Raw genomic sequence first — 20,099 nt, 5'->3', positions numbered from 1 at the left:
GTGGAATGCCTGCCGGGGCAGGTTATGAAAGGTTATTGCGTGATAGAGAAATAGCGGATCCGGCCAGCTTTAACCGCGTTGTACAGGCGGTTAACTGTTTCAGTAGTAAGCTCAATTCCTGCCGCCACTAAATCAGCATCAATTTGGGCAATCCAATTAGCTGGCTTGTCTGTTAGTGGCGTATTTACCGATCCGCCCAGTTGTTTAGGAAAGTTAACCGATCCCGCAGGGTGTAACGACTGATGGGCTGTTGCATCCGTACTTGCGGTGACTGTTTCTGTAGTGGACACTGCCGCTGCCTGTTGTTGTTTTTTCAATTCATCAAGCCGCAATGCTTCCTGCTGTCTGTGTTGTTCCTCAATCTGTTTTTGCCTGGTAATGCGTTGATCAATCATCAGCGCCAGATGTTCGTGCTCAAGGGCAATTATCTGGTTGATGTCAGCGAACAGATTTTTATAAGCCGGTTCAATATCAGCAAATAGCACTAAGTTGGACTGATATTTCTCACCTAATTGGTTAGCAGCTATCTTGGCGCGGGCCAGTTCATCGTTGGCTGCACTCTGCAAAGAGGTGAGGGTTTTCTTGCCTTTGATAGCAGTGGCAAAATCAGCCGGGATAGTAGGTAGAGTGACAATAGCCAACTGTTTATTGATACCGGCAATGTGCTCAGCAAGAGCGGCTTTTACCTTATTCAGTATTTCAAGGCGAATAGCTTCTTTGCGCAACTTAACGAGTTTTGACAGGTCTAGCCGTTTGTTTCGCATTTCATCGCGCAAGGTATCAATGGTGCGGAAAAGTAGATCAATCTGCTCAGTCTTAGACAGTGCCTGTTGTTTAATCAGATCCAACTCTTTCTCTGCTTTTTCACAGAACTTAACGGTTTCTTCTGCGTCAGCGAAGTCCTGATCGGTCACCAGATTAGTGTTGATGGATTGAATAAAAGCCAACGCTTGATTCTGGTAAACGGTCAGGTTTGATTCTTTTACCGCGCCCTCTATCTCCACCAATAGGGCAGGGAGGCGCATTAAGGCTTTACCTTGCAGTATGTCTTTTATCTCAGGGGCTGTGTAACCGTTCAAATCCTGTTCAAATTGCTGCCAACCCGCCATCAAAGCTTCACGGCGACCAGGTACCGGTAAATACTCCATCCACACAAAGTTATCCTCAGTACCATCCGAAACCACAAAAATAACCTTTTCTGCATCACTCACGAGGAGTTGTTGCTCAAGCTGCCAGTAATATTCTGGCGGCAGATCTTTATCTTTTACAGCCTGCGCCAGAGTGGCATTCCACATTTTGTGTTCGAACAGCACATCTTCCATCATGGTCATGCCATCAAAGGAAGCCAACAAATAGCCATTATCATCGATGGCCGTGGCGGGGAATAATTCGGTACCGATAATGGACTCTACAATTACCCGCGCTGTGGCTTCTTGCGCGTGGCCTTTATCGAACAAGTTGGTTTGTACCCAATCGCTGATTTCCCGTTCCGAGCCGGTGGCCTTCATATTCAGCAATTCATCGCGGCGCATTTTACTGGAGGCTGCCATCATTACCGGGGCTTCGCTGGCAGTGAAATGGCGACTGCGTAAGGCGTGCCATTCTGGCGTGCCTTGCTGGACATTAATGATTTGCATCTTCTGCCTCCAGATGTTCGATAGTTTTGATTTGTGCCGAGGTGAGGGTGTATTTACTTTCGATGGTGTTGATGATTTGCGCGGCGGTTTTCTTGCCTTTACTGATTAGCGTTGTCCAGTCAGCAAGAGCGCGTTGAAATTGTTCCGCGCTGTATTCTGGTAGTGCCTGCGGCTGGCTTGGTTGCTGGCTGCCCTGGCTGTGTTCTTTACCTTCATTCACATCAAGACTTTTACCTTCCATTTCTTCTGCTGTTGGCTGCTGACCAATTTCCGGCCAACCTTTACGCAGTGCCTGCGCTTCGGCGCACTTGGCTAATTGCCCATAAGGCCGCTTTTTCCACATGGCATTGGGTGCTTGGGTATCGCGGCCAGCGGTCGCATAGTTCTCCAGCCAATATTCCTTCGCACTGAACTCCACGATAGTGCCGTTAGGCATGAGTTTGCTCAGGGTGTATTTGCACCACTGAGGGAAAGTAATTTCTACTCCGTTAAAAACTTGTGTGAGGTCAGGGCCAAATTCGGGTTCCTGTGCACCGGCATAGTTACCAGAGCGGTCTGCCTGTATGCGATAGAGCCCAACACCGGGCATCACCACATCACGCATTTCATATTTACCACTTACCGCATCTTTCACGCTCATAGGAACTAAATGAACGGGTTTCATCAGTGGGTCTAACTGGCGGGCGCGGCAATAACTCACCGCCATAATGACTGAATCATCTTTAGCGCCAGGGTAAATACTGTTTTTCAGCGCGTTCCACGTTGGTTCGTCAATATTCAACCCAACCACGGCGGGCGGGAGATTACTGGTTGTTACTGCTTGGGTGGTCATTGGTCAGCCCTCAGATTTTGACAGCGATAGCCAGAAACATGAACGCGCCTAAAACACAGGCGAAGAAGAATTTCAGGCCAGATTGGCGGGGATACAGGTTGAAGTCGTCGCCGGTAACGCGGTGGCGGTATTGGAGTTTCTTGATGAATTCAATAGTCATGGTATGCTTTCCCATGGTTGGGTTTGGTCACTCAACCACGCTGATAATAATCCTCGTGGTTATTGTTCAGTCCTCAGTAGGTTTGCGGTTGGTCCCGCACTCCTGGGATAGCCCCGGCTTAATCGCTGGGGCTTTTCTCTTTATTGGAGTTGGTGGTTTTTCTCAGCGTCTAATTCCATTGCTCGTTCTGCCTTGGCAACACGGAGAAATATTTCCTCCTGTACCTCATCCAGATAAAGCTCCATAGCGGCGGTTTCGGTAAACGCCGTAAGATAATGGGTACTGGCACCTGCAATAAAGCAGCTATTTTTTACTGCGGTTTTAAAGGCGCAGAGCATTTTCGAATGGCGGCGTAAAAACTCAATCCGCTTGCCTAATTCCTCTTGCTCATCAGGATCCGAAATCAATAGGCGGTCATATTGTTCCAGCGATTGCTCAACCATTCGCTGATAGTTGTATTCATTCACGATGCACCTCGCTTATCAGGTTGAGAGATAGTCTTCACATATCTGTTTCGCTTGTTGGCACTGCTTAATGTCAAACCAACCAAAGTGGCATTTCTCTGCGGGGATCCCCATTTTTTCAGCTAGCCATCCATATGCCTGAGAGCGAGACATAAGCCTTGATTGCCAAATACACTCAAATGGGTTTTTGCACTCCTTCCTCGCTTGCCGGGTGGCTTTGTCAGCCAATGTCCCTAAAGGAATTGCAGTGAATGGGTGCAATCCCACATACGCGCCACAGCCTTGGCATAAATAGACATAAGGCCAGTCGTTGTAGTCGCGCCCATAAACTTCTTGATGCGTGGCGATTTGAACGCTACCAGAGCAAAAATGGCACTCTGTGGGGGCCGGAAGAGGGTTTTTTACTCGGGCAGTAGCTGTTCGACTTGGATTGGTCGGGGTCTTAATTTTAGAAGTGTCCAATATGTTTTCCTCAATGGTCTTACTCATGCGCCCATACTGATTAGGCGCATGGTGAAAGAGCGTTGATTATTCGCCGTCTTTCTTTTCGTTAATGCGTTGGAATGGGTAGCGATCTGTATCTGGCTTGATATTGCGGTAGAAGTGGGAGCCAATTGATTCAGCACCGGAGAATGCCGCGTAATCATCAGCGGACACATTCTGGTAGTGATACAGGGCTGCCGGTTCACCCTTCGACTTAAAACGAATCGCCAGAGTGTTGCTAACTGGGTCATGGCCGATGCTGTGGATCTGGGAAGATTCAATCTGCTTCATACTAATTGCTGGTAAATTGCTCATATTTGTTCCTTTTAGGTAAAAAAAAGAGCCACAGCCTAAGCTGTAGCTCCGATGGTTTATTTTGCTTTCCTGCTAATTAATGCTTAACGCACGCCGCGAGGTAACTTACTGCAACCACGCATCTTCTGGCGGGCAACTGCTGCAATCCGTTTCTCTGGATCTGCTGAAACTCTGGGCTTGCTGGGTACTGCTGGCATATCTGGCATCGGTTTGCACCGCACCAAAACTAATACTGCTTTTTCGATTCGGTTACTTTCACGCTTTGCCAGTGCTTGGATATGGGCATTGCGTTTTTTTGCCATACGCTTTTGACGAGATGTTGTAGCCATTGGTCAGTCCTCAGTTGTATCTATCACCGCTATGCCCTCAAAGAAGGCACACTGGTGATTCGTGGTTTAGCTGAGCCGTGACCGGTACACGCGGACCGTTTTGATGTCACTTAACCGATTTGTTAAAGAGCGTACCCATTGATTCGGGTGGTAGTCTTGTTCTTGAGCTTAAATGTAACTTTAGTTTCGGATTGCGTCAAGTGAGATTTGATACTTTAGTTTCGGATTGATGCGAAAGGATAAAAGCAGAAGGAGGGAACTTCAGGCAGTAACTATTTTTTCAGGCAAAAACTTTTATCAAACTTATAGTCAAGAGTGCCAGTTATAAACTGGTAAGACAAAACAAGCTGACCACCATGTTGGGTTATTAACGGATTTTGGCACATGTTTTCGTTGAACATTTTTAGTGCCATAGTATAAAGCTCATTTTTTAGTTCTTCTGTTACAGCTAAATTCTTTATAGTATATACATAGTGTATTCTTCGATCCTCAACGTACATATCTCTGAAAGTTGTATACTGATCTATTACAACTGGTAAGCGTTGGTCCGCTTTTATTTTCTTATATTGCTCTGCTGCAAGTGTCCATGTATCTGGATTGATTTCATTATCTGCTACAATATGTATTAAATCTTTTCTTACTAAACTAAAAATCAAAAAAGCTATTGATACTAAAATATAAAATCTCCATTTCTTAAAAAATCCATCACCTTTTATTTCATTTGCAACAATAGGTTGTGCTTTAAAAATGGTTTTTTGTTGGTTGTCTTGTTTATCGTGCCAAGGATTTGATTTATTTACCTCATTTAATTGAACGATTTGTGTTCCACAGGATGGGCAAAATTTGTTGTGTGGATCAACTGATGCGCCGCATTTCATACAATACATTGTTATCTCCCTATAAGTTTTCCCATTTGGCTTCAACGACAACCCCAATAATACGACAGTTACCATTGATTTTTATCATTGGATACTGAGGGTTAAGAGGTTTGAGATATTTATTGCCAGCATCTTCGATATAACGTTTGAATGTAGCCTCATTATCATCAGTTAATTTAGCAATAACCAATTTCCCAGATATGGGCTCGATATCTGGATTCACTAACACTGACATTCCTTCCGGGATAGTTAGCCCCACGGGGGAGGTCATGGAGTCCCCTTTAACATCAAGCCAAAAAGCGTTTTGGCCCGCATATTTGGTAGTAGTTACCCAATTATCAATTTCGTTGAGGCTATATGGCTCAATTGCTTCAGACCAGTTCCCCGCGCTAACCCAACTGATTTTGGGATACTCATATGATTGTACTGGGTGCGAGTCTTTATTTTCTTTCACATTAGCATCCCAATTAGCGCTAGATGTAGATTGTAATTCAGGGTTTCCCTTCCCCGTCTGAAGCCATTCTGGATTGCATAAAAGAGCGCGGGCAATTTTGAATAGTGTATCGCCATTGAAATTTTTGGTAAGGCCAAGCTCTGCTTTGCTTATGGCAACCCTAGAGACACCGGCTTTCCTGGCTAATTCTTCCTGACTAAGATTCAAAGCCGCTCTACGTTCGCTAACCCTTTCAGCAAGAGTGCTTGTCATTAAATTCTCCAAAAATGTTGTATAGCTAATATCTGACACCAAAGTAACACCATCTTTGGAAACTTTGTTTTCGTTATGCTCTTGCTTGATTCCGACACTTTAGTTACGCTTAGCGAGGAGGTTTCTATGAAACTATATGAAATTTTGAAAACTGAAATTGGCAGCAATGCAGAAATTGGCCGCCGCTTTCCTGCAAAAGGTAAGCCACGAACCGGGCAAGCAGTCGGTAAGTGGCGCTCGCAAGGTGTGCCTGAAGATATTGCCCTGTTGTGCCATTTATCTTCCTGTATCCCATACACCTATAACCCGGCCGACTATGGCCGTAACCCGGAAAATCTCAGTCTGGTTCTGACCAAACCAGCTCATCAGTAAAGATAGAGGACTGACCAATGACCACAATTTACCAACCTGCCGGTATAACGGCAGGGGCTGCGATAGCCTCTGACGTTCGGCGGGAATTGCTATCCCGTAAAAAAGTGGGAAAGAACGGTTTACCGTTCCATACCGTGCGTGAAGATCAGATTAAGACCAGATGGACTGAAAGCGAGGCAGTGGCCATAAAAAGCACTGCCAACGCGCTGGAATCAAACCCCGCAGTAGAAACCAATGTGGCCGCAATTCGTGGATTTTTGGCGATGTTTGCCGAGGCTCCAGAAATGCTGGCTCACGTCCATGCCGAATTAAAACTCGCCGGGCTGCCGGTACCCGAGTGGCTGCCTGATCTTCCAATCAGCCAGGAGAAATCCCAATGACTAACATCACGCCAACCACCACACAGTCGGTAGAACTGATTGCCAACATTGTGGGTAAAAAACTGGCTATTGACGGGCAGGAGGCCCGCCGTATGGCTATCACAGGGGCTTTGTCTGGTATCACCCAGGCATTTTATTCCCGCCAACATAGTCCCTCAGATACCAAGCAGCCGTAGGGGGATCTATGACGCCATCTGAACTCATATACCAATTTGGCCGACCGATTGCTTACTACCCTGGTCTGGTTCCATATCTTGGGAGCGTAAACGCTGTCATTTTGTTCTGCCAATTCTTCTATTGGACCGGCAAAGAAACTTCAGAGTTTGGCATTTTTAAAACTACGGAAGAGATTGAATCTGAAACAGGATTGACCTACGAGGAACAACTTACAGCCCGTAAAAAGCTCAAGCAAGCGGGGGTTTTGAAAGAAACAAATAAGCGGTTAGAACACCGTATTTACTATCAGATTGATACCGACCGGTTGGATGGAATGCTATCGCAACCTATTGATAATTCCCCAAATGGGGAAAGCCCATTTCGGGAAACAGGGAAAACCCAATTGGCGAACGAGGAAAAGCCCAAGCCGCCAGCGAGGGATTCCCTAACTGGCGGGCAAGGGATTCCCCATTTCGATCATACAGAGATTACTACAGAGATTACTACAGAGAAGCGCACACGTAAGGCGGCTAAAAATTCGGCAATAGACTTCTCCGCTTTTCCGATGGCTGTTAGCTCTGAGATTTGGGATGACTACCTAAAACACCGAAAAGCAAAACGAGCTCCAATGACTCAGACCGTGGTGAACATGCTGGGTAAGGAGTTGAGTAAAGCGGTTGCTGCTGGATGGTCTGTGGATGATGCGTTATCTGAAGCCATGGCCGCCGGTTGGCAGGGGTTGAAATTTGAATGGTTGCAGAATCGTAGTCGGCCACAAAATCAGTGCGCTGGTAACACTGGCATGAGTCGTCAGGAAGCACTGGAGGCCCGTAATGCACAGGTTGCTGACGATTTTGTCAATGATGGGTGGTGAGTATGCAGGGTGTAGCTGATAGACGTGAGTTCGCGGAGGTCATGAAAGCCACTCTTGCGATATATGGTAAAGATGCTTCAAAAGCCGTGCTCGATCTCTATTGGAATGCGTTGCTGCCATACGATATCGACACAGTGCGCAAGGCATTTAGCAACTGGCTTACTGATCCAGACCAAGGCAGATTCTCACCAAAACCTGCCGATATTATCCGCAATATACAAAATATTGCCGGTAAACCAGATTGGCTCTCAGCAAATGAGGCGTGGGCATTGGCATTACCCGCGCAAGATGAGGCTAACACCGTGGTCTGGACGAATGAAATTGCCCAGGCATGGAGTATTGCCCAGCCCATTATGCAGGAAGGCGACAAAGTGGGGGCGCGTATGGCTTTCATTGCGGCCTATGAACGATTGACTAAGGCAGCACAGGGGACAGGCCGATCACCGGAGTGGTCAGTGTCGGAGGGATGGGACAAAGAAACGGTAAAACGCACGGTTGAACAGGCGGTAACAACAGGACTATTGCCAAAACCTAAAGCTGAGAAATATCAGTTGTTGTTATCAGATAAGGGCAAGTTGGGTAATGGGGTACCAACAAAAATCCGTCATTTTTTAGACGAGTTGAAAGACAAAATTAAACAGGATCAGGAGGAAAGGGCAAGAGGATGGCGCGATGAAAGTATCAGGTTACAAGAGTCTCTGGACAGTAAACACCGAGAGTCATTGCAGCAGGCCGCCGACCACGGTTTGCATAATAATCAAATTACTGAGGACTGACCAATGAGCATTAATTTTAAGAACGTGTTGATTTACAAACTATCCCGCGATGTATCTTTCGCCAATCTGGAAGAGCAAATGGCGCAATTCGCATTTACACCGTGTGGTAGCCAGGATATGGCGAAAACTGGTTGGATATCGCCAATGGGTAACGAAAGCGCCACGCTAGCGCATGTGGCTAACAAGCAAATCCTGATCACATTGCAGTGTGAAAAAAAGGATTTACCTGCGCCGGTTATCGCCCGTGAGCTGGCGAGTAAAGTTGAACGCTTGGAACAAGAGCAACACCGTAAACTGAAAAAAACAGAAAAAGACTCGCTGAAAGATGAAGTTATCCAGACTCTGTTGCCACGGGCCTTTAGCAAATACTCTACAACATCCATTTGGATTAACGCAGGGGCTGGGTTAATCATCATCGATGCCGCTAGCGCGCGGAAAGCTGAAAATGCATTGTCATTATTGCGCAAAACCATGGGTTCACTGCCTGTTATCCCTATGACACTTGATACCCCAATTGAACTGACGCTAACCGAATGGTTGCGCTCAGGTGCCGCACCTGCTGGGTTTGTGCTTCAGGAAGAAGCTGAGTTAAAGGCTGTGTTGGAACAGGGTGGCATTCTGCGCAGTAAACATCAGGATTTAGTCAGTGACGAGATCCGTGGGCATATCGCCGCCGGTAAACTGGTTACCAAGTTGGCTTTGGAGTGGCGGGAACGTATTAGTTTCATGCTGTCCGACGATGGCAGCCTGAAGAGAGTGAAATACAGTGCCACGCTTCTGGAGCAAAACGACGATATCGATCGCGAGGATTATGCTCAGCGATTTGATGCCGATTTCATTCTGATGACGGGTGAATTAGCTGCCTTAATTGCGGATCTGGTTATGGCATTAGGCGGGGAGGCAACCAGTAGTTCATGGGTAGACTTGGACGGCGCAGAAAGGGACGATGATGATCGCTATCCTGAAGCAGTGGAGTTCATCAAGGCAAAAGGTAAAGCTTCAATCTCTGGGCTACAGCGTGAACTCCGCATTGGTTATAACCGTGCTGCCTGGCTGCTAGAAAGAATGCAGGTTGAAGGCATTGTGTCACAACCAACTCTAGACGGAACCCGCCAAGTGCTGGTCGGGGAGGGCGCGTAATGGTGATCAAGCCACACGTACCCAACGCCGAAAGGGTTGGTATTAACAACGATATAAGGTCTATGCGCCTGGCTGGTCGGTTAAGTGATGCAAACAGCCAGTTAAACCGCGTGATCAGTGCCGCCAGTGGTGCTGATTGGCGGACCCTGCGCGATCTCGAAAAATTATTATCCCAGATGTTCCCCGGTGAAGGTGATACCCAGACCGCTATAAGCGCACGCCTGCGTGAAATTAATCCTGTCCGTCATGGGCTGGTGAAACAGGTCAGAACTGTCCGCAATGAGGATAGCGGTAAGCGTGTTTGGTTTTATCGCCTGGTTCCTACCACGCAAGGAGGCATGCAATGAGTGAGTTTGCTGTTACTCAGTATGTGCAAGATCTTGAAGCCTTAAAGTCAGCATCAACGCATAAGCTGAAACTCATTGGCGACCAATGGCGCACGCCAGATGCTCTGTTCTGGGGTATCAATGCGATGTTTGGCCCGTTAGTTCTGGATCTGTTCAGTGATGGTGAGAATGCGAAAACGCCTGCTTATTACACTGCGGAAGATAATGCTCTCACTCAAGACTGGTCGGCCAAACTAACAGAGCTCAAAGGCGCAGCTTTCGCCAATCCTCCCTACAGCACGGCGAAGAAGCATGAAGGTCAATATATCACTGGTATGCGGCACATCATGGCTTATACCTCCGAAATGCGACAGCGCGGCGGTCGATATGTCTATTTGACCAAAGCGGCCACGTCCGAGGTGTGGTGGCCTGAAGAAGCAGACCATATTGCATTCATTCGCGGCAGAATTGGTTTTGAAGTACCGGTTTGGTTCCGGCCAGAAGATAGCACTCAGGTGGCCTGCAATGCAGGTTTTGGCGCGGCAGTAGCCATTTTTGATAAAGAATGGCGTGGTCCAGCCATTAGCTATATCACCCGTGAGCAATTACTTGCTACTGGTGAGGCATTCTTAGCGCAGATCCGCAGAGAGGCTGCAAAATTATCACCACCCGTTACTTTATCCGAAACAAGCAACACGGTTTGGCCCGTAGAAGTTAACCAGATTTTCGGGCTGGTACCGGCGGCAAGTGAATTGGCTGAACACCTCCAGAACAAACTGCGTAACCATATCAACCGTTTAAAAATCGAAGGTTATCCAATGGCTGCAATCATCAATACCGCCAGCACGCTGACTGCTGTCATGGGAGACAACGCATGAAAGAAATCATCGTAGATAATTTTGCTGGTGGCGGTGGTGCTTCTACCGGGATCGAAATGGCAACTGGGCGCAGTGTTGATATCGCCATCAATCATGACGAAAACGCCATTGCTATGCATACGACAAACCACCCCGACACACTGCATTACTGCGAATCAGTATTTGATATTGACCCAGTAGCAGCGACCGCCGGCCGAGATGTCGGGCTTGCGTGGTTCAGTCCCGATTGTCGCCATTTCAGTAAGGCCAAGGGTAGTAAACCGGTTAAAAAAGAGATCCGTGGTTTAGCGTGGATTGTCGTGCGCTGGGCGTTGGCGAAAAAGCCTCGAGTAGTCATGCTTGAAAATGTCGAAGAGTTTAAGACGTGGGGACCGCTGATTACTGCTGAAGATGGTACGGAACACCCTGATCCCGCCCGCGCTGGTGAGACATTTGCTGCTTTCGTTGGCATGTTGACCACCGGCATTGATGCCGAGCACCCAGCACTACAGGAATGTTGTGAAGTCTTAGGGCTTGATATCAATGGCACAGAGGCTAAACGTTTAGTTTCTGGTTTGGGTTATGTTGTGGAACATAGAGAGCTTCGGGCTAGTGATTACGGTGCGCCAACCATCAGAAAGCGCTTTTTCATGGTGATGCGCTGTGATGGAAAGTCTGTGGTATGGCCGGAGCCAACTCACGGCGATCCTAAGTCCCTGGACGTTCAAAGCGGCCACCGTGCGCCGTGGCGAACTGCCGCTGAGTGCATTGATTGGTCAATTCCATGCCCGAGCATTTTCGAGCGCAAGAAACCGCTGGCAGAGAACACACTGAAACGTATTGCGCGTGGCATTCAGCGCTTTGTTATCGATAACCCCACGCCGTTTATCGTGAAGTGCAACCATACCAGTACCAAAACCTCATACGACTGTTTTCGAGGTCAGTCACTGGATCAGCCATTGCAGACCATAACAAAGACCCACGGTTATGCGGTGGTCACTCCACATATAACGAAATTCCGCTCTGGCGCCACAGGGCAGGAATGCGATGAACCATTGCCAACAATCACCGCAGGTAGTTCTATTCGCCCTGGTGGTAACGGTCATGCTCTGGGGATGGTAGAAGCAAAACTGGCCCCATTTATTGCTGGCGCTGGTGGCCCTAGTTATTCAGCAAAACCACGTGCTGTAGCGCAACCGATGCACACAGTCTGCAATACAAATCATTCTTGCCTTATTGCTCCAATCATTGCCCGCATTGGTCAAACCGGTTTTGGTGGCGACCGCATGGCATATGAGGCTGGTAAACCACTGACTACAGTCACTAGCAAGGCTGAACACCTTCTTGTAGCCCCGATTATTGCCCGTGAGTTTGGCAATAGCGTGGGGCATATGGTTGATGAGCCAAGCGGTACTATTACTGCGGGCGGTGGTGGAAAGTCTCGGCTTGTTTCTGCGTTCTTAGCTAAACACTTCGGTGGCAACTATACCGGCCCTGGTGCTGATCTAGGCCAGCCAGCCCATACGGTAACAACTGTTGATCACCATGCGCTAGTGACGTCCAACTTAATAAAGCTGCGCGGCACCTGCAAAGACGGTCAACAGGTTACCCAGCCAATGCCAACCATTACTGCTGGTGGCCTGCATATCGGTGAGGTTCGTGCTTTCTTACTCAAGTATTACGGCAATGAGAAAGAGGGTGTTAGCCTGAATGATCCCCTGCATACAGTTACCACTAACGATAGATTTGGGCTGGTTACGGTCGAGGGTATTGATTATCAAATCGTTGATATCGGCATGCGTATGCTGCAACCGCATGAGCTTTACGCCGCACAGGGCTTCCCGAGCTGGTACATCATCGACCGCGATTACACTGGCACTAAATACGCGAAAGATAAACAAGTAGCCCGCTGTGGTAATGCAGTACCACCACCGTTTGCTGAGGCATTAGTTCGTGCCAACTTACCGGAGATGTGCGTAGAACGTAAAGAGGTGGCGGCATGACAACAGCGCAGCGAACTAAGTCCCCGAGAAGGAAAAAGACTGAGGTGCTGGGCGTCCTGTTACCCGGTGGTGGAATCAAGTATGCCACTGATCATGATCGGGAAACTATGAAGGGGGTGCCTGCGGGCACTCCAATCTCAATGAGTCCAATTGGCGACCGGCGCAACTTGAAGCATCACCGTAAATTCTGGAAATTGTTGGAGCTGGGTTTCTCATATTGGGTACCGGATTGGACCTTTGTTAGTGCGCCAGAGGAATGGATAGCCCATGAGGTGGCTAAAGCTGTGGGTAGTGCCGCTGGAGATCCAGAACTTTATGAGAATGTTACAAAGTCTATTGCTCAAGCAGTATTAGACAGGGTAATCAGGCAGCGCCAGAAGAGGTTTGATGGGGAGGCGGTAAAGACTGATGCAGCCTACTTCAACCACGTCATGATCAAAGCCGGATTCTATGACCTGATGCCCAACCCAGAGGGTGGCACATTGAAACAGCGTTGGAGTATCGCATTCGTGAATATGGATCAGGGGGCTTTTGACCGTATTTATAAAGGCGTGGCCGGTGTTATCTGGAATGAGACATTAGGCCAGCACTTTGATAACGAGTATGAAATGGAACAGGCAGTTAACCGACTGCTGGAATACTGAGGACTGACCAATGAGCGATAATAACGATATTCATGATGATCAAAGTGACAATGTATTGGCATTCACCAAGCGATTTAATGAGAACGCTGATATCAAAGAAATGCTGAATTTTGTTAAGGCTGAGCCAGCAGCAAGCCAAAGCCGACGCTGTACTCATAGTAAAATTTTAGTTGATGATCATCTGCGTCAACTTACTTGCCGCCTGTGTGGTGCCGTAGTGGAAGCATTCGACTGGATTAACTCAGTAACGAAAAATGAAACAAAAGTCGATTGGGAACTTAAAGGACTGCGTGGAGAAATTAAGCAACATCGTGAAGGTTTAGAAAAGCTGAAACGTGAAGAGGTTAATTGCCGGGCAAGAATTAAAAACGCCGCATTCAAGTTGAATGATATCAACCTCCAGATCAGCCAAGCAGAGAGCGATCTAAGGGATAAAAGTGAGTAAGTCCCCGGCATTTAGAAGCAAAGCCCTACGCGATTCTGCGCGGGGCCAATTCTGCACGCTCCAGATTCCCGGTATCTGTAACAGTAACCCAGAAACAACGGTACTGTGCCATTTGCCCAGTTCAACCCATGGCATGGGGTATAAGTCAGATGACTACTGGGCCGTATTTGGGTGCAACTGCTGCCATGATGTTATTGATGGGTGGGTACCATATGAATGGCAGCCTGGAGAGCTTGGGGAAACGATATTACTGGCATTGCATGCAACTCTTAGGATTTGGCTGGAGGAATCGCTGGTAACCGCTAAAGGGGGCCAGTTTGCTTAATAGCATAGATGCGATTGGCATCATCGGAACAGCAGCAAAGCTGGAAGTGCGTAACGGGAAAGTTCGTAAAGTTAACCACCAGGCGGAAACCGAGGAACAGGCCGCGCTTATTGCGTGGGCAGATAAAACTGTTATTGATGGCATTTGTATCGGGGACTATCTGATCCATATCCCCAATGAGGGGAAGCGTGGGCCAAAGGCGGCTAGGGATGCTAAGCGGCTAGGATTGCGAAAAGGAGTGCCAGATTTGTTTCTGGCATTACCGCGTGGAGGGTATGCTGGTTTGTGGATTGAGATGAAGAGTAGTAAGGGCCAAATAGATAATAATCAAAATTGTTGGTTAGTGAAACTTACTGACATAGGTTACAAAGTAGATGTCTTCTACAGTTTCTTAAGTGCTAAAGATGCTATTATCTCTTACTTATCAAATGACAAATACCTGAGGGATTAAATGAAAAACTACAGCAGTTTCTTAATAGACCCAGATAACAAAGGATGGGTACTTGGATACGGAGTTTTCCGCAATTCACCGTGGCATTTTGTTGAGACATTTAATACTGAGCAAGAAGCTTTAGAAAAAAGAGCTGAGTATGACTCTGATTATAAAGTTGCTTATGGTTCTCATCGTGTTGGCAGCGATGATTTTGTACATGATGGGAATACAAAATGATTTCATTTTTTGCAATTAATTCATTATTATTGCGATTTATGAAATGAACTATAGAATCAGTCTTGTGATTTTAAAACACAGGACTGACCAATATGACCACTGCTATTGAACAACTTATTAAAATGCATGATCCTCGCTGTGTCAGCATAGAATCGCTGAACATTGGCCGAGGTCGTGCAGTTCTTACCAAAGACCAGATACTAGGGACTTTTGCGACCTGTCAGCATATACATCCTGTCGGGTTCGATATCTTGATGACCAAATACCGCAGTGACTGCAAAGCTGAACAACGTATACGGGCCGCTATTAGTATATGGTTACATAAGCGACCACATCCCCCCCGTGCCATTGCAGCCTGCCAGTTAGCGCTTAATATAGTTTTAGATCGTAATCTTCCGGCACAGATAGAACAAATTGCAGCTTTACTACGGCGTTACGGATCTCGCACAGGGATGACAAGAAAAGTCGTTGAAGGACTTCAGCAGCAAATCAAATTATTGGAAAGAGACAAAGCTCAGTCTCAGCATGATGGAATCATTGAATTTATTTCCCTTCAAATCAGTAAACTTCACGCAAAAGTCAAAACAGAGCGTGGCGCGTTACGGTCATGGGCCGACCAGCAAGCGGCCATCACACAAGTTTGCCCCCGCTGTCACGGTGCCGGTAAAACTCTGCGACCTCATCCCGAAATATGCAACGAATGCGGCGGTAGTGGCCGTATATCGCCAACAATGGAACATCTGCGCAAATCTATGGGTATCATAGGGGCTGAGATATCAGCTAGAGAGTGGGCTGAACAATATGCGCCACTGATTAAGGAATGCATGCAGTGGCTATATGTTGAAGAGTCGAATGCCGGTGAGGTTTTAATTGAAAGAATTCAGTTAGAAAAGACTTTTGACCAATGATTGACCCTGAATCATATATGCGCTAAATTTCCGAAAGATGCCGGAGTATGCTTAAAAGCTGCTCCGGTTTTTTATTGGTCAGTTCCGGTCAGTCCTGACTACCCCGAAAGCCTGCATGGTTCGCCCAGCAGGCTTTTTTATTTCCCCAAACCGGGGAGGTGGAGCATGAAAATGCCTGAAAAAACAGCCTTGGCTTCGTACATTACTGGGGTGGTGATGGTGATTATTGGCAAGTTAGGGAGGCTGTTAAATGATTTAACCCTCAATGATTGGGCCATTGTTATCGGCATCATCATCTGCGTCGCCACATTCTTCTTAAATGCCTATTGGCAACGTCGTCAAACCAAAGCCATAGAGAAAGCAGCCCGCGAAGGATACGCCATTATACGGGGATCGAAGTAATGGCAGTCCCCCAACGGTTAATGACTAAAATTGCCAGTGTCGTAGCGGGTGGTGCCATGGCAATAGCAGTGGCTCTAATCGGTGGTCATGACGGATTAGAAGGGCGCGAGTATGTGCCTTATTACGATGTGGTTGGTGTGCTGACAGTATGCGATGGTCACACCGGCAAAGATATTATCCTCGGGAAACGCTACAACGATACTGAATGCGACGCTTTACTGCATCAAGACTTGATCCCCGTATTTGCCGCTATCGACCGCATTGTTAAAGTTCCAATGTCTGATTTCCGCAAGGCTGCTCTGGCATCATTTGGTTACAACGTCGGTATTTCTGCCATGACCAATTCAACAATGGTGAAAAAGCTAAACCGAGGTGATACATCAGGCGCGTGCGATGAGTTACGTCGATGGATTAAAGCGGGTGGCAAGGTCTGGAAGGGGTTAGTTAATCGCCGTGAAGTTGAGCGCGAATTATGTCTGATGCCATAAAAGCCTTATAAATTAGCTAATAACACCCATTTTTAAGTTGTTTTGGTAACGCTACGTGAAATCTGAATCACTGGTGTATGCCATAACCCCTGCTTTTTTCATAGCGAACGGCTTTAAGCCCGGATCCTGATATGTCCACAAAAATACTTATCGCGATTGCCAGCGTTCTGCTGGTGGTGATCTTGAGCCTCGGCGGTACTGCTTTCTATTTCCACCAATCTGCTGTTGAGAAGGCTGGGCAATTATCACAACTGCAAAGTGATCTGGATGAATCAAGAGCCACTCTGGCATTACAGGCTTTCCACTTCCAGCGCTCCAATGAGATAGCTGCTCAGGCCGGTAGCTATAACGTCACCATTTCAGCCAAAAGCGAGGAAAGGCAAATTGAAAACCGTAAAGACCTCAAAGTTGAGGAATGCGCTGATCGGTATATCCCTGACTCTATTGCTCAGCGGATGTACGACTATACGGACGGTCTACGTGCCAGGGCAATGCGCAATTCCGGCCAGCCTGACGGAACCCTTACTCGTACCACTTCCCCCCACAGAATGACTTACCGCCAAGCAGTGCTGTGGCTTGACCCGTTACTGACCCTGTTAGACCGGGCCAACAACGATAGAGAGTCAATCCGCAATCTGCCATCACAGCAACCAACTAAACAGGAGTGAATTATGGCCTCACCAATTATCAAATATTTTGCATATGCCCATTTACCACCAGTGCTTCAGGAAGTCAGTAAGCCAATTGGTGATTTAGCCATAGCAATGGATGAGCAATTACCCGATAGCGCAGAGAAAGCGGCTGGGCTGCGCAAGTTACTAGAGGCTAAGGATTGCCTTGTACGTGCCAAATTAGGTTAACAATCACTTCAACAGGAAATGACTATGAATTTCGGACAAGCAATTCAAGCACTAAAAGCTGGATGTAAAGTGGCCCGCACAGGGTGGAATGGAAAAAGCATGTTTCTAATTCTTATCTCAGGCACTAAAGATGTAGTGCCTAACGAGGGAACACCATATGCAGACTTGACCGTTTCTCCCCAAGGCGTTGTGACCATCAATCCTCATATCGATATGAAAACCGCCACAGGTGAGATGCAGCCAGGTTGGTTGGCATCCCAAACCGATATGTTAGCAGAAGATTGGTGCATCCTAGGTAATGAGCCAGCGGTCAACCCTGTTGGTGAGTATGAATTACCTATCGGACAAACTGTAAAAATAGATGGTTACCCATTTGAGTTGCGGGAGCCGGTGAGGGCGCTAAGTGGTCAGCATGTACTGGATGTTCTCAGTGCGGATAAGAACACAGGGATTCAGGCTGTCTAAGTCATTACAGAGTCACTTCCCAAGAGGTGGCTCAATAATGGCCCACAACAGACTAATAGAACACTATGGCAAAGCATGATTGGGAAGCGTTACAAGCTGCCTTTCTGGCTGATAACGCGGTTACAGGAATTACCGCTCAGCAATGGTGTGAACAGCATGGACTTAATTACCAATCTGCACGCCGCTATATCAAACCTCGTGCTGCGCAGTCTGCGCAAAAGAAACCCCGTAGAACTGCGCACAATGCGCAATCTGTAGTGGCATAGTGAATTTGGCCACCTGACCAGAGGTGTTATTCTTGCCTCAATAACTTTACAGGTGATCCATGACCAAATATTTCACGGCTGAATTCAAACTCGAAGCGGCAAAGCTGGTTGTTGACCAGAAATACTCTCATTCGGAGGCCGCTAAAGCCATGAATGTCAGTCTTTCCGCCCTTAGCCGATGGGTGGGTAAGCTCAGATTGGAACGTCAGGGTAAAACCCCCGTTGGGCTTCCACTGACGCCTGAACAAATAGAACTTCGGGAAATGAAGAAAAGGATTCAACGTCTTGAAATGGAGAACGAAATTCTAAAAAAGGCCACCGCTCTCTTGATGTCGGACTCGTTGAACAGTTCGCGATAGTCGATAAATTGAGAGCGCTTTATTCGGTAAAAGCACTGTGTAAGGCTTTTGATGTTCAGCGTAGCAGCTATCGGTACTGGCATAACAGAGAACGCGTCCCAGATGTCGAGCGCACCATTAAACGCAGCCTGGTTAACGAAGTCTGGCATGCTAGCGGCGGGTCAGCCGGTGCCCGAAATATCGCCATAATGGTGACGAATAAGGGCGTAAAACTGGGGCGTTGGCTTGCCGGAAAATTGATGGCAGAGCTGAACATGACAAGTTGCCAGCGTCCCACACACAAATATAAACGGGGTGGGCAGGAGCATGTTGATATATCGAATCTATTGGAGCGGCAGTTTGCAGTAACCCAACCGAATGAGGTTTGGTGTGGCGATGTGACCTATATCTGGACAGGTAAGCGCTGGGCTTATCTGGCTGTGGTGTTGGATCTGTTTGCCCGCAAGCCCATAGGCTGGGCGATGTCGTTTTCACCTGACTCAGCGCTAACGGGTAAAGCGTTACAGATGGCATGGGAACTCAGGGGACGCCCAGGCGGAGTGATGTTCCACAGCGATCAGGGCAGTCATTACACCAGTAAAAAATACCGTCAGTTGCTGTGGCGTTACCGGATAAAACAGAGCCTAAGCCGGCGTGGGAACTGTTGGGACAACGCGCCAATGGAGCGATTTTTCAGAAGTCTGAAATCCGAATGGGTACCGACGACAGGTTACCAGAGCTTCGGGGAGGGCAGAAATGCAATCACCCGATATATAACGGGTTACTACAGCGAACTTCGCCCGCACTGGTACAACGGAGGCTTAACGCCCAATGAATCCGAACGGCTGTTCTATGAACAGTCTACTACCGTGGCCAATTTTAGTTGACCACTACAATCCGATGCTACTGCGCAACAGTGCGCAAACAGTGATGACGTGGAAGAGGAAGAACAGAAATTATCATCGGACACAGACGATGACCGCGATCCCGAGTCAGAGCCAACCGAGAAACCGAACTCCGGCAGATCTGGCAATGGGCAATTCACCAAAGGCAACCGTCATTCAGAAGGTAATGCAGGTAATCCCAATCCGGTTGGCGCTTTTACTCCCGGCAATCAGGCAGCCAGAAAACATGGCGCTTATGCGCGGTATCTGAATGCAGATGATTTGTTTGAGGCGGCGGCAGATTCAGATCTCCATGACGAACTGATATTCACCCGAGCGCGGGCATTATCAGTTACCAAGACCATGCGGAAAATCCACGAGGATTTAGTGGCAGCGGAGTCTGTTGAAGCGCGAATAGAACTGTATGACAAGCTGCTCAAGGCTGAATCAGCGATGGATAGAAACATTGGCCGTATTGAATCCATAGAGAACAGTTTGAGTAAATTGAAATTGGATGCCATCAACGGACCTCGTTTAAAGGCTGATACCTACCGCATTAAAGCAGCCACTTCTAAGTTGGAGGCTGAGACTCAAAAATTAACGTCAGAAGGCAAGGGAGTTACAACACCACTCAGCGAAGCAGTGAAGGAAGTTAGGGACTCAGGACAGGACGGTTTGCTGTGAAACAAGACGATAGACTTAACGATGCAGATATT

At 47.5% G+C, this 20,099-nt stretch carries 31 protein-coding genes and 2 pseudogenes; 24 read left to right on the top strand and 9 right to left on the bottom strand.

The annotated features are described in order from the left end of the window. Positions 1 to 32: 32 nt before the first annotated feature. From ACWJJO_RS12905 to ACWJJO_RS12865, 9 genes are all read right to left on the bottom strand, one after another. The gene (locus ACWJJO_RS12905; RefSeq protein WP_481091112.1) at positions 33 to 1,637 is read right to left on the bottom strand and encodes a YqaJ viral recombinase family protein; all 1,605 of its coding nucleotides are present in this window, start codon (positions 1,635 to 1,637) and stop codon (positions 33 to 35) included. Continuing rightward, positions 1,624 to 2,469 (bottom strand): phage recombination protein Bet, encoded by an 846-nt coding sequence (gene bet, locus ACWJJO_RS12900; protein ID WP_240912935.1) that lies wholly within the window; start codon positions 2,467 to 2,469, stop codon positions 1,624 to 1,626. Before bet ends, ACWJJO_RS12905 begins: the two co-directional genes overlap by 14 nt. Before the next feature lie 10 nt (positions 2,470 to 2,479). Next, a complete protein-coding gene (locus ACWJJO_RS12895; protein WP_154291993.1) occupies positions 2,480 to 2,629 on the bottom strand; it encodes a hypothetical protein in 150 nt (49 codons plus the stop codon). A 140-nt stretch (positions 2,630 to 2,769) separates the two neighbouring features. After that, positions 2,770 to 3,096 (bottom strand): hypothetical protein, encoded by a 327-nt coding sequence (locus ACWJJO_RS12890; RefSeq protein WP_226719292.1) that lies wholly within the window; start codon positions 3,094 to 3,096, stop codon positions 2,770 to 2,772. Positions 3,097 to 3,111: 15 nt separating this feature from the next. After that, positions 3,112 to 3,555, bottom strand: coding sequence for a zinc-finger-containing protein (locus ACWJJO_RS12885; protein WP_481091111.1), 444 nt, complete (start codon positions 3,553 to 3,555; stop codon positions 3,112 to 3,114). A gap of 66 nt (positions 3,556 to 3,621) precedes the next feature. Next, positions 3,622 to 3,891: a KTSC domain-containing protein gene (locus ACWJJO_RS12880; RefSeq protein ID WP_050126798.1), complete on the bottom strand. Its 270-nt coding sequence runs from the start codon at positions 3,889 to 3,891 to the stop codon at positions 3,622 to 3,624. Between the two features lie 83 nt (positions 3,892 to 3,974). Next, complete coding sequence (locus tag ACWJJO_RS12875) at positions 3,975 to 4,220, bottom strand: hypothetical protein (RefSeq protein ID WP_481091110.1); 246 nt, start codon at positions 4,218 to 4,220, stop codon at positions 3,975 to 3,977. A 272-nt stretch (positions 4,221 to 4,492) separates the two neighbouring features. Then, complete coding sequence (locus tag ACWJJO_RS12870; RefSeq protein WP_167311272.1) at positions 4,493 to 5,107, bottom strand: zinc-ribbon domain-containing protein; 615 nt, start codon at positions 5,105 to 5,107, stop codon at positions 4,493 to 4,495. A 10-nt stretch (positions 5,108 to 5,117) separates the two neighbouring features. Next, complete coding sequence (locus ACWJJO_RS12865) at positions 5,118 to 5,804, bottom strand: LexA family protein (RefSeq protein WP_145489476.1); 687 nt, start codon at positions 5,802 to 5,804, stop codon at positions 5,118 to 5,120. Between the two features lie 126 nt (positions 5,805 to 5,930). On the opposite strand from ACWJJO_RS12865, the gene ACWJJO_RS12860 reads away from it, so the two are divergent. The 24 genes and pseudogenes from ACWJJO_RS12860 to ACWJJO_RS12745 all read left to right on the top strand — a co-directional run bounded on the left by ACWJJO_RS12860 (position 5,931) and on the right by ACWJJO_RS12745 (position 20,067). Further along, the gene (locus tag ACWJJO_RS12860; RefSeq protein ID WP_050148857.1) at positions 5,931 to 6,176 is read left to right on the top strand and encodes a hypothetical protein; all 246 of its coding nucleotides are present in this window, start codon (positions 5,931 to 5,933) and stop codon (positions 6,174 to 6,176) included. A gap of 17 nt (positions 6,177 to 6,193) precedes the next feature. Then, the gene (locus ACWJJO_RS12855; protein WP_481091109.1) at positions 6,194 to 6,556 is read left to right on the top strand and encodes a hypothetical protein; all 363 of its coding nucleotides are present in this window, start codon (positions 6,194 to 6,196) and stop codon (positions 6,554 to 6,556) included. Next, a complete protein-coding gene (locus tag ACWJJO_RS12850) occupies positions 6,553 to 6,732 on the top strand; it encodes a hypothetical protein (protein WP_481091108.1) in 180 nt (59 codons plus the stop codon). Before ACWJJO_RS12855 ends, ACWJJO_RS12850 begins: the two co-directional genes overlap by 4 nt. A gap of 8 nt (positions 6,733 to 6,740) precedes the next feature. Continuing rightward, positions 6,741 to 7,586 (top strand): hypothetical protein, encoded by an 846-nt coding sequence (locus tag ACWJJO_RS12845; RefSeq protein ID WP_481091107.1) that lies wholly within the window; start codon positions 6,741 to 6,743, stop codon positions 7,584 to 7,586. 2 nt (positions 7,587 to 7,588) lie between these two features. Continuing rightward, the gene (locus ACWJJO_RS12840) at positions 7,589 to 8,362 is read left to right on the top strand and encodes a hypothetical protein (RefSeq protein ID WP_481091106.1); all 774 of its coding nucleotides are present in this window, start codon (positions 7,589 to 7,591) and stop codon (positions 8,360 to 8,362) included. 3 nt (positions 8,363 to 8,365) lie between these two features. Beyond that, positions 8,366 to 9,265: pseudogene (gene rdgC / locus ACWJJO_RS12835) on the top strand (recombination-associated protein RdgC); the annotation flags it as partial. Further along, positions 9,245 to 9,502 (top strand): DNA translocase FtsK, encoded by a 258-nt coding sequence (locus ACWJJO_RS12830; protein ID WP_229769034.1) that lies wholly within the window; start codon positions 9,245 to 9,247, stop codon positions 9,500 to 9,502. The pseudogene rdgC and the gene ACWJJO_RS12830, both read left to right, overlap by 21 nt. Positions 9,503 to 9,564: 62 nt before the next feature. Beyond that, positions 9,565 to 9,849, top strand: a complete 285-nt coding sequence (locus ACWJJO_RS12825) for a hypothetical protein (RefSeq protein WP_481091105.1) — start codon at positions 9,565 to 9,567, stop codon at positions 9,847 to 9,849. Then, the gene (locus tag ACWJJO_RS12820; protein WP_481091104.1) at positions 9,846 to 10,706 is read left to right on the top strand and encodes a phage N-6-adenine-methyltransferase; all 861 of its coding nucleotides are present in this window, start codon (positions 9,846 to 9,848) and stop codon (positions 10,704 to 10,706) included. The genes ACWJJO_RS12825 and ACWJJO_RS12820 overlap by 4 nt, the downstream gene beginning before the upstream one ends. Next, entirely contained in the window at positions 10,703 to 12,688 is a 1,986-nt protein-coding gene (locus ACWJJO_RS12815) for a DNA cytosine methyltransferase (protein ID WP_481091103.1), read from the top strand. Before ACWJJO_RS12820 ends, ACWJJO_RS12815 begins: the two co-directional genes overlap by 4 nt. A gap of 44 nt (positions 12,689 to 12,732) precedes the next feature. Then, positions 12,733 to 13,332 (top strand): DUF1367 family protein, encoded by a 600-nt coding sequence (locus ACWJJO_RS12810; RefSeq protein WP_427216746.1) that lies wholly within the window; start codon positions 12,733 to 12,735, stop codon positions 13,330 to 13,332. 10 nt (positions 13,333 to 13,342) lie between these two features. Then, a complete protein-coding gene (locus ACWJJO_RS12805; RefSeq protein ID WP_145594117.1) occupies positions 13,343 to 13,777 on the top strand; it encodes a hypothetical protein in 435 nt (144 codons plus the stop codon). After that, positions 13,770 to 14,102, top strand: coding sequence for a DUF1364 domain-containing protein (locus tag ACWJJO_RS12800; protein WP_481091102.1), 333 nt, complete (start codon positions 13,770 to 13,772; stop codon positions 14,100 to 14,102). Before ACWJJO_RS12805 ends, ACWJJO_RS12800 begins: the two co-directional genes overlap by 8 nt. Beyond that, positions 14,095 to 14,553, top strand: a complete 459-nt coding sequence (locus tag ACWJJO_RS12795; RefSeq protein ID WP_481091101.1) for a VRR-NUC domain-containing protein — start codon at positions 14,095 to 14,097, stop codon at positions 14,551 to 14,553. The genes ACWJJO_RS12800 and ACWJJO_RS12795 overlap by 8 nt, the downstream gene beginning before the upstream one ends. After that, positions 14,554 to 14,772 carry a hypothetical protein gene (locus ACWJJO_RS12790; protein WP_050128217.1) on the top strand — a complete coding sequence of 73 codons (219 nt, stop codon included), beginning with the start codon at positions 14,554 to 14,556 and terminating at the stop codon, positions 14,770 to 14,772. It abuts the gene before it with no gap. A gap of 92 nt (positions 14,773 to 14,864) precedes the next feature. Then, entirely contained in the window at positions 14,865 to 15,680 is an 816-nt protein-coding gene (locus ACWJJO_RS12785) for a TIGR02642 family protein (protein ID WP_481091100.1), read from the top strand. A 165-nt stretch (positions 15,681 to 15,845) separates the two neighbouring features. Then, positions 15,846 to 16,082 (top strand): HP1 family phage holin, encoded by a 237-nt coding sequence (locus tag ACWJJO_RS12780; RefSeq protein WP_481091099.1) that lies wholly within the window; start codon positions 15,846 to 15,848, stop codon positions 16,080 to 16,082. Continuing rightward, complete coding sequence (locus ACWJJO_RS12775) at positions 16,082 to 16,570, top strand: lysozyme (RefSeq protein WP_481091098.1); 489 nt, start codon at positions 16,082 to 16,084, stop codon at positions 16,568 to 16,570. The genes ACWJJO_RS12780 and ACWJJO_RS12775 overlap by 1 nt, the downstream gene beginning before the upstream one ends. A gap of 131 nt (positions 16,571 to 16,701) precedes the next feature. After that, a complete protein-coding gene (locus ACWJJO_RS12770) occupies positions 16,702 to 17,238 on the top strand; it encodes a DUF2570 domain-containing protein (protein WP_481091097.1) in 537 nt (178 codons plus the stop codon). 3 nt (positions 17,239 to 17,241) lie between these two features. Then, positions 17,242 to 17,430, top strand: a complete 189-nt coding sequence (locus ACWJJO_RS12765; protein WP_057634099.1) for a hypothetical protein — start codon at positions 17,242 to 17,244, stop codon at positions 17,428 to 17,430. Between the two features lie 18 nt (positions 17,431 to 17,448). Then, positions 17,449 to 17,724, top strand: a pseudogene (locus ACWJJO_RS12760) (DUF2829 domain-containing protein); the annotation flags it as partial. Positions 17,725 to 17,960: 236 nt separating this feature from the next. Then, the gene (locus tag ACWJJO_RS12755; protein WP_481091096.1) at positions 17,961 to 18,161 is read left to right on the top strand and encodes a hypothetical protein; all 201 of its coding nucleotides are present in this window, start codon (positions 17,961 to 17,963) and stop codon (positions 18,159 to 18,161) included. Positions 18,162 to 18,220: 59 nt separating this feature from the next. After that, positions 18,221 to 19,386 (top strand): IS3 family transposase gene (locus tag ACWJJO_RS12750; RefSeq protein WP_481090614.1). Its coding sequence is split into 2 segments (ribosomal slippage): positions 18,221 to 18,476 and positions 18,476 to 19,386, totalling 1,167 coding nucleotides; the frame shifts between segments, so codons are not numbered across the junction. 48 nt (positions 19,387 to 19,434) lie between these two features. Beyond that, complete coding sequence (locus ACWJJO_RS12745) at positions 19,435 to 20,067, top strand: terminase (protein ID WP_481091095.1); 633 nt, start codon at positions 19,435 to 19,437, stop codon at positions 20,065 to 20,067. Positions 20,068 to 20,099: the final 32 nt, after the last annotated feature.

The organism is Yersinia antarctica, assembly GCF_056636475.1.
Note: the sequence above shows the minus strand (reverse complement) of the source record. Positions and strands in the feature narration are given on the sequence as shown.